At 50.0% G+C, this 12,004-nt stretch carries 9 protein-coding genes; 6 read left to right on the top strand and 3 right to left on the bottom strand.

Annotation, left to right across the window (positions count from 1 at the left end; genetic code table 11):
• The first annotated feature begins 91 nt into the window (after window positions 1–91).
• Window positions 92–2,959, top strand: coding sequence for an aminomethyl-transferring glycine dehydrogenase (gene gcvP, locus ACYVAD_RS24320; RefSeq protein ID WP_461142148.1), 2,868 nt, complete (start codon window positions 92–94; stop codon window positions 2,957–2,959).
• 53 nt (window positions 2,960–3,012) lie between these two features.
• On the opposite strand, the gene ACYVAD_RS24315 is transcribed toward gcvP, so the two are convergent.
• Both ACYVAD_RS24315 and ACYVAD_RS24310 read right to left on the bottom strand, forming a co-directional pair.
• Window positions 3,013–4,422 carry a chloride channel protein gene (locus ACYVAD_RS24315; protein ID WP_461142147.1) on the bottom strand — a complete coding sequence of 470 codons (1,410 nt, stop codon included), beginning with the start codon at window positions 4,420–4,422 and terminating at the stop codon, window positions 3,013–3,015.
• A gap of 149 nt (window positions 4,423–4,571) precedes the next feature.
• On the bottom strand, window positions 4,572–4,874 hold the full coding sequence (locus ACYVAD_RS24310; protein WP_461142335.1) for a SpoIIAA family protein: 303 nt from the start codon (window positions 4,872–4,874) through the stop codon (window positions 4,572–4,574).
• Between the two features lie 253 nt (window positions 4,875–5,127).
• On the opposite strand from ACYVAD_RS24310, the gene ACYVAD_RS24305 reads away from it, so the two are divergent.
• Window positions 5,128–7,119 (top strand): OmpA family protein, encoded by a 1,992-nt coding sequence (locus ACYVAD_RS24305; protein WP_461142146.1) that lies wholly within the window; start codon window positions 5,128–5,130, stop codon window positions 7,117–7,119.
• Between the two features lie 79 nt (window positions 7,120–7,198).
• The gene (locus ACYVAD_RS24300; protein WP_461142145.1) at window positions 7,199–8,008 is read left to right on the top strand and encodes a tryptophan-rich sensory protein; all 810 of its coding nucleotides are present in this window, start codon (window positions 7,199–7,201) and stop codon (window positions 8,006–8,008) included.
• 71 nt (window positions 8,009–8,079) lie between these two features.
• Here ACYVAD_RS24300 and ACYVAD_RS24295 read toward each other — a convergent pair whose 3' ends face one another.
• Window positions 8,080–8,526 carry a peptidylprolyl isomerase gene (locus ACYVAD_RS24295; RefSeq protein WP_461142144.1) on the bottom strand — a complete coding sequence of 149 codons (447 nt, stop codon included), beginning with the start codon at window positions 8,524–8,526 and terminating at the stop codon, window positions 8,080–8,082.
• A 343-nt stretch (window positions 8,527–8,869) separates the two neighbouring features.
• Between ACYVAD_RS24295 and ACYVAD_RS24290 the strand changes: the two genes are divergently transcribed.
• The 3 genes from ACYVAD_RS24290 (at window position 8,870) to ACYVAD_RS24280 (ending at window position 11,901) form a co-directional block, all read left to right on the top strand.
• Window positions 8,870–9,175 (top strand): DUF952 domain-containing protein, encoded by a 306-nt coding sequence (locus tag ACYVAD_RS24290; protein WP_461142143.1) that lies wholly within the window; start codon window positions 8,870–8,872, stop codon window positions 9,173–9,175.
• A gap of 7 nt (window positions 9,176–9,182) precedes the next feature.
• On the top strand, window positions 9,183–10,655 hold the full coding sequence (locus ACYVAD_RS24285) for an efflux transporter outer membrane subunit (RefSeq protein WP_461142142.1): 1,473 nt from the start codon (window positions 9,183–9,185) through the stop codon (window positions 10,653–10,655).
• 169 nt (window positions 10,656–10,824) lie between these two features.
• The gene (locus tag ACYVAD_RS24280; RefSeq protein WP_461142141.1) at window positions 10,825–11,901 is read left to right on the top strand and encodes a mannose-1-phosphate guanylyltransferase; all 1,077 of its coding nucleotides are present in this window, start codon (window positions 10,825–10,827) and stop codon (window positions 11,899–11,901) included.
• Window positions 11,902–12,004: the final 103 nt, after the last annotated feature.

Genomic DNA, 12,004 nt, shown 5'->3' with positions numbered 1-12,004 from the left:
GAGTTCTTGTCGCGTGAATGAATTGAGGGAAAATCGCACGTTTCGCCGTAAATTTGAGTTTCCAAGCGAACGAAACGTGGGCTTCCCCAGCATGAAACTGAATCTTCACCCAACAGACTTGTTTGAAGACCGTCACCACGGTCAAACTGATGCGGCTCAGGCCGAAATGCTACAGACCATTGGCGTTGCGGGCATCGATGAATTGATCGATCAAACCGTACCGGCTGCTATTCGACTAGAGAAACCGCTGGACTTGCCAGCGCCTAAGTCAGAAACGCAGTTTTTGACTGATTTCAAGAAACTGGCTGGCCAGAATAAAGTCTTTTCTTCTTATATCGGCACGGGCTACTACGATACAATTACGCCCAATGTCATTCTCCGGAATATTCTCGAAAACCCAGCCTGGTACACGGCTTATACGCCCTACCAGGCAGAAATCGCACAGGGGCGCCTTGAAGCACTACTGAATTTTCAGACGGTTGTTTCTGATCTAACAGGAATGGATCTGGCAAACGCGTCGTTGCTGGATGAAGGGACAGCGGCTGCTGAGGCTATGAATATGCTTCATGCAACCCGGCCTGCGTCGAAGAAGGGGGCAAACACGTTCTTTGTATCAGAACGCTGTCACCCACAAACCATCGATTTGTTACGTACTCGCGCGACGCCAATCGGTATTGATATTCTGGTGGGCGATCACCAAACGGTTGATTTGACGAATGAATCAATCTTTGGTATGATTGTACAGTATCCTGCTTCAGACGGCGAAGTCTTCGACTATACCGATTTGATCGCGTCCGCGCACGAACTGAACGTAACGGTAGCTGTTGCGGCTGATTTGTTGGCGCTTACGATGCTTACCTCGCCCGGCGAAATGGGCGCTGATGTAGTGGTCGGTTCGGCGCAGCGTTTCGGCGTACCTATGGGCTTCGGCGGGCCACATGCGGGCTATTTTGCTACGCGTGATGCGTTCAAACGGCAGCTTCCGGGTCGGATCATTGGGGTATCGCAGGATGCTCAGGGAAAACCAGCTTTGCGGATGGCCCTGCAAACCCGCGAACAGCATATTCGCCGGGAGAAGGCTACCTCTAATATTTGTACGGCGCAGGTACTGCTGGCCGTAATGGCAGGCAGCTATGCTGTATACCACGGTCCTCGGCGGCTTAAATCCATTGGCGAGCGCGTACATGGTTTGACTAAAGTTTTTGTAACGGCGTTACGTCGGCATGGCTATACGGTTATAACCGAAAATTACTTCGACACGGTCGCTATTGAAATTGATGACATTGAGTCATTACTAAAATCGGCGCGGGCGGCTCAGACGAATCTGCGTTACTTCTCGAATGACACCCACATTGGCGTTTCGTTCGACGAAGTAAAAACCCTGCATGACGTCAGCGAGCTGCTGGCGGTGTTTGGGGTAAAAGCGGATGTCAACGCAATTGCCGAGAATCTGGAGATTACCTGGCCTGAACGTCTGGTTCGTACATCGGAATACCTGACGCACCCGGTCTTCAATACGCACCATACCGAGCACGAGATGCTGCGGTACCTGAAATCATTGGAAGAGAAAGACCTTTCGCTGGTTCATTCCATGATTTCGTTGGGTAGCTGCACGATGAAACTGAACGCTACGGCCGAAATGATTCCGGTTACGTGGCCGGAGTTTGGCAAACTGCACCCCTTTGCGCCAAAAGAGCAGACGGCCGGTTATCAGCAATTGTTCAAAGACCTGAACGACTGGCTTTGCGAAATCACCGGCTTTGCGGCCATGTCGCTCCAACCCAATTCGGGGGCGCAGGGTGAATACGCTGGTCTGATGGTTATTCGGGCGTATCACGAAAGCCGGGGGGATAACCACCGGAATGTAGCGCTGATCCCACAGTCGGCGCACGGTACCAATCCCGCCAGTGCCGTAATGGCAGGTATGAAGGTTGTTATTGTGAAATGTGACGAGCGGGGTAATATTGACGTAGCGGATCTGAAAGCGAAAGCGGCTCAGTACAGCAATGATCTATCCTGCCTGATGGTTACTTATCCATCAACACACGGCGTATTCGAAGAAAGCATCAAAGAAATCTGTGCCACGATCCACGAACACGGTGGACAGGTATACATGGACGGTGCGAATATGAACGCACAGGTCGGACTGACGTCACCCGCTACAATCGGTGCTGATGTTTGCCACCTGAATCTGCACAAAACATTCTGTATTCCGCACGGTGGTGGCGGACCAGGCATGGGACCAATCGGCGTGGCGTCGCAGCTGGTGCCGTTTCTACCAGGGCACGTATGCCAGGGAACGACTGGAGCCGTTTCGGCAGCTCCTTACGGATCGGCCAGTATCCTGACAATTTCTTACGCCTACATCGCCATGATGGGGGGCGAAGGACTGACCAATGCGACAAAGCAGGCCATCCTGAACGCCAACTACATCAAAGCACGCCTGAATGGTCATTATGATACGTTGTACACTGGCACGAATGATCGTTGTGCGCACGAAATGATCCTGGATTGTCGTCCGTTCAAATCAGCGGTTGGCGTTGAAGTGGAAGATATCGCCAAACGACTAATGGACTACGGTTTCCACGCGCCAACAGTGTCATTCCCAGTAGCGGGTACGCTGATGGTAGAGCCAACTGAGTCGGAGTCGAAGGCTGAATTGGATCGCTTCTGCGATGCTATGGTTGCTATTCGGAATGAAATTCGTGAGATTGAAAACGGTTCGGCTGATCGGACCAACAACGTACTGAAACAAGCGCCACACACGGCCAACGTTGTGTTGGTTGATGACTGGACCCGTCCGTACAGCCGCGAGAAAGCGGTTTACCCGTTGCCTTACGTTCGGGCCCGGAAATTCTGGCCAAGCGTCAGCCGGGTCGATTCGGCTTATGGCGACCGGAATCTGGTTTGCGCTTGCGTACCAACGGAAGCATATGCCGAAGAAAGCAACGTAGCATAGTAGGCTATATTGACTCTGGAAATAAAAAGGCCAACCTTTTCCGGCTGGCCTTTTTACGTTCTTCCCGGAACTGAATTTTGAGCAAGATCAGCCGGAGGAGACGTAACGCGCTGCTCTAAGGTTTCCCGAACGAAGCTACTTTTGAGGTGTTCGTAAAATGAATGGGGATCTATGAGAGAGGCTGCTCCCTGCGCCATCAACCCACCCAGTAGTAACTGGAAGATTGCCGAATGGCGATCTGTCATTTCAAGTACCAGGATAGCAGCCGTAAAAGGTGAGCGAACAACACCCGTCAGAAAGCTGACCATGCTAACAAGAATAATCAGGTTATGATCGGCTGGGTCAATGTCAACAAGGCGGGACAAACCATTACCTAAAACAGCGCCTGCACTTAACGAGGTAGCGAAAACGCCCCCGGCTCCGCCACTACTGTAGCTGAGTGCCATCCCGACAAAACGAGCAGGAAATAGGTACCAGGCGGGATCATTATCGGTAAAAAGGAGCTGATTAATAATGGGCTTACCTGTGCCTATGGCGCTGGGACCAATCAGGAACGCCATGCCTGCCAGTAACAACCCGCAGCCTGCTACCCAGCCCGCCTGGGCTAATAAGGTTTTGAAGCGACGGCGATAATCATTAATGAGAAGCAAAGTTTTGGCAAACAAAGCCCCCGCCAGCCCACAAACTATCGCCATAATGATGATAATGCCCAGAAACCAACCCGACGAAACCGTTACTTTAGGGAAGCCAAGGTACAGGTAAGGACCTAGAATGGCCTGCGCGGTCATACCGGCAATGATCACAGCCGAAAAGACCGCGGTTCGAAAACGAGTGATGTGTGTCTGCGTCAATTCTTCGACGACAAATACAATTCCGCCCAGGGGCGTATTGAAAGCGGCTGCCAGCCCGGCAGCTCCGCCTGTGATCAAAGCAATCTGACGAGATAATTGTGGCCAGCCTTTGGGCTGGAGCTGATTGATAGCGCGGAAAATAGCCGCTGAAATCTGAATGGTAGGGCCCTCCCGACCAATAACGCCACCACCAATTAAGAGAACGAAACTGCTTAATACCTTGATGACCGCAACGCGTAAGCTTAGCAAATACGTTGTGTGGCTGTGCATTGTAGGGCTGGAAAGCTCGATACCAGCCATGACCTGCGGAATACCACTGCCACGGGCAGCTGGTGCAAACCATTTCACGAGAAACCAGGAGCCTAGAAAAGCCGCCGGCGTAATCAGAAAGGCTAGGTAAGGCCTGGCACCTAGCCACGAGAAGCTGATTTTCTCCGCCCAGATAAATAGCTCTTCATAGCCAACAGCTACCAGACCAGTCAGAATAGAAGCCACCCAGAAGGGCAGACTTTGTAAAATGATTCGACGAACGCGCTCATTGTACAGACGGCGGATGACGTACTGGTCCAGCCAGGAAAGTACCCGGGCGTAGCGTGATGGTTGATCAGGCATTCATGATTTTGATAAAAGATATAGTGTAAAAACGGTTCAGACCGGTGGTTGGTTGAACTCAGGTTGAATTATAAGCAGTTTTTAAGCCAGATTTTCAGCGCTGCAGCTTTGTGACTGTACTCTACCAGAATCTGGGGGCACATCACAGCTCAACGTTTCACCCACTGACGAACTGGCTCTTGCTCGGAAAACTTGAAGAATCTTACCCCCAAGCCCGGTAGTACGCTAGTGATGCTAAGCCACTGCTTGTCAGTGACGACTGCAACCTTGTCAAAATCGGTCAAATGAGAAAGATCAAACTTCAAATCCTTCCGCACGCCATTCGATGTCGTTGATTTCAACGTATTCAGCGTATCACATAATTTGTCGTGACGTTTCAGATGGTCATCTAGTTTGTCGATCAATGGCTGGATATAGGCGGCCTTGAAGTCGCCTTCAACACGATATTTAATGATGTTATTGGCCTGTAGATCAAGGGACGTAATCGTAGTTTTACAGACCGGTTGAGTATTGACATAGCTAGTTGAATAAATGCTGATTCTGAAAAATATAGCATTAGGTTTCTACAGTAAATAAAGAACCCTGAATGATACTTTTGGGAGCGCCAGTTTCTCAATAAAACCAAATCATAAACGTTATTTGTAGTAGCCGCCCGGATTCATTTTTTATCTTGGCGGCTGTATCGGTTTTTGCTCAGTTAACTTTATGAACATCAATACGTCGGCTACCTTGCTGGTGGCGTTGAGTATGGCCCTGGGAATGGCCGGTTGCAACTCAGCCATGCAGGCGTACAAGAAGGGCGTTCGGCATTACGATGCTGGCGAATATAGTCTGGCTATCAGCCAGTTTCAAAAGGCGGAAAAGGGAGCTATCGATCCGGCCCGGCTGAACTACTACCTGGCAGAATCGTATCGACTATCAAACCGATTCGGTGATGCCGTTCCGTTTTATCAGAAAGCAATCGAAGCCAATACGGCTGAACCCGATGCCCGGTTGAATTACGCCTACGCGCTGAAATCACAGGGGAACTACGCGGGGGCACTCGATCAGCTTCAGCAGTATGTAGCCACTGCGCCTAAGATAACCCAGAAAAATACGCTTGACAAAGCGAAAAGTGAGGTTGAAACGCTGAAGGCGATCAATATTATTGCCCAGAAGAAAACACCCATGAATCTCAAGAACATGGGTAATCTTAACTCGCCAGGTACGGAGTTTGCGCCGGTGGTTCGGGGAAACGAGCTGATTTTTACGGCATCGCGAAAAGACCAGACGTACAAAAACAACGGTCTGCCGATGCTGGGTTTGTACAAAACTAAGCTTGGCCAGCAGCCTGACGAAACGGGTAATGCGCCAGAGCTATTTAGCACAAACGTATTCCAGAATGATGTTAACGAAGGAACCCCGGCGTTTTCGAAAGATGGAAAAACTATGATCCTGGCGCGGGGGAATAACGGGAAACGTAAAGGGGGCCTGGACGTTGATTTGTATATCAGTCGCCTGGGAGCTGACAACGTGTGGAGTCAGCCACTACGATTGCCGATCAGTGATTCAACCGCATGGGATGGTTCCCCTGCTTTTTCGGGTGACGGAAAGACGTTGTATTTCGCGTCGAACCGCGCTGGTGGCGCTGGTGGTACTGATCTGTACCGGACAAGTATTGATGCATCGGGTCGGTTTAGCCGCCCGGTAAATATGGGGCGTGATATTAATACGCCGGGTAACGAGATGTTCCCTTACGTTGGTCCCGATGCCAAATTGTATTTCTCGTCCGATGGCCATCCGGGTCTGGGGAAACTCGACATTTTCGTAGCTACTCGCTCGGGTGGTGTTACGCGGGTGGAGAACATGGGCCAGCCAATCAACTCGGCGTCCGATGATTTCGGTCTGATCTATACCGACGACGATAAAGGCTACCTGGCCTCGAACCGCGCTGGCGGTAAGGGCGATGATGATATTTATTTCTTCCAGGAAGGTTCGGGGGACGATTCGACGACAATTGCACAGAATCCGCCAAAGGAAGGCGCGCCTAAAACAGTACGTTACTTTCTGGCGGGGACCGTTGGCAGCAACGACAACCCCAGCAACCCACTTGATTCAGCGCGGGTACGGATCATTGACGATGCCACGGGTCAACCCATTGCGGAGGTCGTAACGGGTCAGCCCGGTACGTTCGGAAAATACCCTATGCAGGAAGGTAAAGACTATACAATCCTGGCCGAACGTCGAGGATATCTGACCCACCGGGAGCCTTTTACCATGCAGGGCAAAAGCATTCCGCAGATCTTCCTGACCAAGCCCCAAACTGATACGACGTTCAATGTAGCGTTACTGCTGGATCGCTCGGAGCTGAACAAGACTTTTGTACTAGAGAATATATATTACGATCTGAATAAATACAATATCCGGTCTGATGCTGCCCCTGAGTTGGATAAGATCGTAACGATTCTGAAGGACAACCCGACATTGAAACTTGAGTTGAGTTCACACACAGATGCCCGTGACACAGACGCTTATAATATGAAGCTATCACAAAACAGGGCAAAGTCGGCTGTGGATTATATTGTAGCGCAAGGCATTTCAGCTGATCGACTAGTCGCCAAGGGATATGGTGAAACGCGTTTGATTGTTAAAAATGCCAAAACCGAAGAAGAACACCAGCGTAATAGACGGACAGAAATCAAGATTCTGGAGCTGTAAACAGTCAGTAATCCGTAGACAAACATAAGTGAGTGGCCAGTGGTTGAACAACACATCAATCAATGGCCACTCACTTTTTATGGGAACTGATAAACTTCGACAATTTCTGGTGGTGTTCAGTGTCATCTCGATGATCGTGATGAACGCACTATCGAATACAGGGGCATTCGGGGGGAAAACGAACGCTGATATTTCTGCCAAATACGAAACACTAATCACACCTGCCGGCTACGCCTTTTCCATTTGGGGAGTTATCTTTCTGGGCTTGCTGGCCTTTGCCATCTACCAAGCGCTACCATCGCAACGAACAAATCCACGCTTTCGGGCGATTGGTTGGCTGGTTGTCATTAACGCGCTTTGCAACGCAGTCTGGAGCCCTATTTTCAATCAGGAATGGATCGGTCTGGCGTTGGTTGTCATTCTGGTTATGTTGTTTACACTGATGACAATCGAACAGCGTCTACTGGCTCAATCCCAGGTGCCCATAGTTGCGCCAGATTTGGACGCTACGTTACCCGAGTCGCCAGCTGGACCAGCGCAAACCTGGTTGGCCCGGATTCCGTTTTCGATCTACTTCGGCTGGCTGACAGTAGCCACAATACTGAATGTGTCGGTGTTTCTAAAAGCGACTCAGTTTAGCACAATGGGGCTTAGCGAGGCTACCTGGGCTGCCGCTGTTCTGGTCGTTGGGCTAGTTGTTGGTGCTGTTGTTTTCAATCGATACCGTAGTATTGGCTATATATTGGTTTTCGCCTGGGCATATGCTGCGATCGCGGTCAAGCACGGAGATTACCCACTGGTGCAGGGGGTAGCAGGTGTAGGCGCTGTTGTGGCGGTGGGTCTGGCCATTTCTGGTTTGGTTTCGAAGAGGACGCCGTCGTTTACCTAAAAAGTTACTTACTGAAAACGGCCCGGCGATTCAGGTAAATCGCCGGGCCGTTTTCAGTAGCTGTTAATACGTTACGCAGCAGCTTCGTCTTCCAGTACCTTGATACTATTGATTTTGTCGCCCTGACGAATCTGATCGATGATGTCCAGACCTTCTACTACTTTACCAAAAACCGTATGGTTCCGGTCAAGGTGTTGAGTGTTCTGCCGGTTGTGACAGATGAAGAACTGCGAACCCCCGGTGTTACGTCCCCGGTGAGCCATTGACAGCACACCGCGGTCATGGTATTGATTATCGCCGGTCAATTCGCAGTCGATGGTATAGCCAGGGCCACCTGCGCCGGTTCCAGTTGGGTCACCACCCTGAATCATGAAGTTCGGGATAACACGGTGGAACGTAACGCCATCGTAAAATCCTTTTTTCGCCAGTGTAATAAAGTTGTTCACTGCTTTAGGGGCATCTTTCTCGAAGAATTCGATTAGCATGGTGCCCTTGTCGGTATTCATTTCTGCCTTCATGGCTGCTTCCGTTGATTGTTTAGTCAACAAAACTACAATGAATCGAGCGTAAACGTTTCGTCAATTATCTGCTGACTATGTTCTGAGCGGATGAATCTCCAGCAGGCCACATCCGCAATAAGGCTATTTATTGACCGAATAATACAACCCCTCATGCGCTAAATGTGGGTATATTGCGGATGAGAATAGTGCCCATTCGGTTCCGACGTAAAATTTTGTTTGGTTTGATAGATAGTTAGCCCAATTGTCGGTAACCAGGCAGCATTTCCTGAGTAATAATACGGTTGCAATTCTGCTCAATTTTTAGGGACTTGCACATGAGTAACAACAGATACGTTGTTGTATGAAATTAATTTATCACGTTGTTTCAGCTGATGACTGGGCTGCCTGCGAAGATCAGGCTACTTATACGGCGGCCAGTTTGCCGGCAGAGGGCTTTATTCACCTGTCAGAAAAGGAACAGGTAACCGGCGTACTCGACCGCTATTACAAGGGGAAGCAAGATTTACTGCTATTGCATGTTGACCCCGAAAAGTTAAGGTCCGAACTGAAGTACGAACGCGCAACAAATGATGAATACTTCCCGCATTTGTACGGCCCTCTCAACAAAGACGCCGTTGTTGCCGTCGAAACACTAACGCAAGTCTAGTCCGCTAATGAAGAAACTAGTTACAAGTCTGTTTGCTATCAGTCTGCTAATCAATTCGGCAACTGCGCAAACAACACCGTTAAATGCGCCAGGCGGAGCCGTTACGTTGGATCCCGCTCCCGGTACGGTCAAACCTGCATCACCTACGCCTGCAACAACCCCAAATGCTACCTCAACGGCTGCTCCCAATGCTAACGAGCCTTCGCCCGCTCTGACGATCAGCGGATTTCGGCGGTTCAACGACCCTGTACTTGAGCAATACATTCAGCAGGGGTTAGATAACAGTCCTAATCTGAAAGCGGCACTGAGCCGACTGGAAGAAGCCCGGATTCGGGTACGAGTGGCGCAGTCATATTTGTCGCCTTCGTTACGTAGTTCGGCCTTGATCACAACGCAGAGTCTATCGGAGCAGCGCCCCGTGGCCATCCCAACGGCGAGTGATCGACTGCCTCGTTTTCAGTTGAATACGTTTCAGTTACTGCCTATTGATGTAAGCTACGAGCTGGATTTGTTCAAGCGTATTCGAAGTAGCATCAACGTAGCCAATTTGCAGGCTCAAGCCAGCGATGCCGATTACCAGTCTTTCCGATTGACGCTGGCGTCGGATATCGCCCGGACATACCTGCTTATCCGCGGCAATGATACGGAACAGGGTGTATTCCTGCGTAACATTCAATCGCGCGATACGACCTTGTCAATCCTGCGTGAGCGTTTCCGGGTCGGGCTTATTAGCCAGATTGATGTACAACGTGCCGAAACGGATTACGCAGGTTTGCAGGTGACGTTGAAAGGGTTGCAACGTGCCCGACTTGAACTAGTCAACGGACTTGCCCAATTGTGCGCACAGAATCCTGCGGATTTTACGGTTCCGGTTGGCGGTTTACCAGCAGCTGTACCGTCGTACCCGTACGCTACCGTTCCCGTCGAGCAACTTCAGCGTCGACCAGACCTATTGCAATACAATCGTCAGAATCAGGTGGCAGCTGCCCAGGTAACGTTGCAGCAGGCTAGCACCCAGCCGCGGGTGACACTGGTAGGATCAGGGGGTATCCTGTCCGGTCGGATTGGGCCATGGTTTACGCCCAGCAGCGCTACGTATCTGTTGGGCATCAACGCATCAGTGCCGCTGTACGAAGGTCATCGTGCTAAACAGAACATTGCTCTTTCTCGGCAATTGGCGCAGACCAATCAGCAGACATACGATCAGGCGTTGCAATTGGCGCAACGGGATGCCGAAACCGCTCTGGATAATTTGATACTGTTGCGGGAGCAGCTCGGTCTTCAGGCGCAGACACTGGCATTAGCCCGCCGGACGGAGCAATACAATCGGGAGCTATATATGCGCGGGCTCGCTACGTATCTGGAAGTACTCGACGCCCAACGTACGATCCTGACTACCGAGCAGCAGATGGCTCAGCTACGGACCCAGGAAGCGCAGTACGCGGTAGCCTTATTGAGAGCCGTTGGTGGTGATTTTTAAGTAAACTTTCTGTTAGTCAAGGGACTAGCATTTGGTTGGGACATGATGATGGTGTAGCTTCGTAGAGTCGCTCCATAAGAAACCCACTATTTAGTAAACTTTTCTAGAATTTTTGGGTAAGATAGGGGCAAATTTGGGAAGCTACTCCCTGCTTATTAGTTCATTGTCGATGAATCATACATACGTTATTATCATGGCCGGTGGTATTGGATCACGGTTCTGGCCATTCAGCCGAACCAGCTATCCGAAACAGTTCCACGATGTACTCGGGACCGGCCGTACGCTTCTACAACAAACTGCTGATCGATTCGACGGTATCTGTCCACCCGAAAATCTGTTTATTGTTACTAGTTCTCTGTATAAAGACCTTTGTCAGAAACAGCTGCCTCAGTTGAGTGATGACCAGGTGCTTTGTGAGCCAATTGCCCGCAATACTGCCCCTTGCATTGCCTATGCCTGCTACAAAATTGCCCAGCGTGACCCCGATGCAAACATCATTGTAGCGCCTGCCGACCATATTATTCTGAAAGAAGAAGAGTTTAAGCGTACGGTTCGAAAAGGACTTGATTCGGTGAAAGAGCAGGATATTCTGGTAACGTTAGGGATTCAACCAACGCGTCCAGACACGGGATACGGTTATATTCAGTACATTCCTTCGGCCAACGATGCCGAGGATATCAAAAAGGTGAAAACCTTTACCGAGAAGCCACACCTCGAACTGGCTCGTCAGTTTGTTGAGAGCGGTGAATTTGTCTGGAATGCCGGTATTTTCATCTGGAACGTACAAAGCATTATCAAATCGTTCGAGAGCTGTCTGCCTGAAATCGCCGAGATTTTCGAAGAAGGTAAGTCGGCGTATTACACGAGTGATGAGGAGGCATTTATTGAAAAAGCCTATTCGATGACAGGTAGCATTTCCATTGATAACGGAATCATGGAAAAAGCGTCGAATGTGTATGTTATCCTGTGCGATCTGGGCTGGTCGGATCTTGGTACGTGGAAATCACTGTATGAAGTATCAGACAAGAACGAGGAGTACAATGTTGTAGACGGCCATGTGCTACTGTACGATACAAAAAACTGCATCATTAAAACGCCGAAAGAGCGGTTAGTTGCCATTAACGGCCTGGACGGTTTTATCGTGGCTGAGTACGACAACGTATTGATGATCTGTCGGAAAGAAGACGAGCAGAAAGTCAAAGCGTTTGTGGCTGATGCTAAAGAAAAAGGTACGGAATTTGTCTAAGCGTAGACGCTGATAAAACACGCGTTCGTTAAGAGCGTAGTAGCTGAGCCATGGCCCGGTAGCTGTCCAGTAATGGTTTGCTTAGGCCATGGTTTTGCTTTTA

It is taken from the genome of Spirosoma pomorum (genome assembly GCF_054776615.1).
Note: the sequence above shows the minus strand (reverse complement) of the source record. Positions and strands in the feature narration are given on the sequence as shown.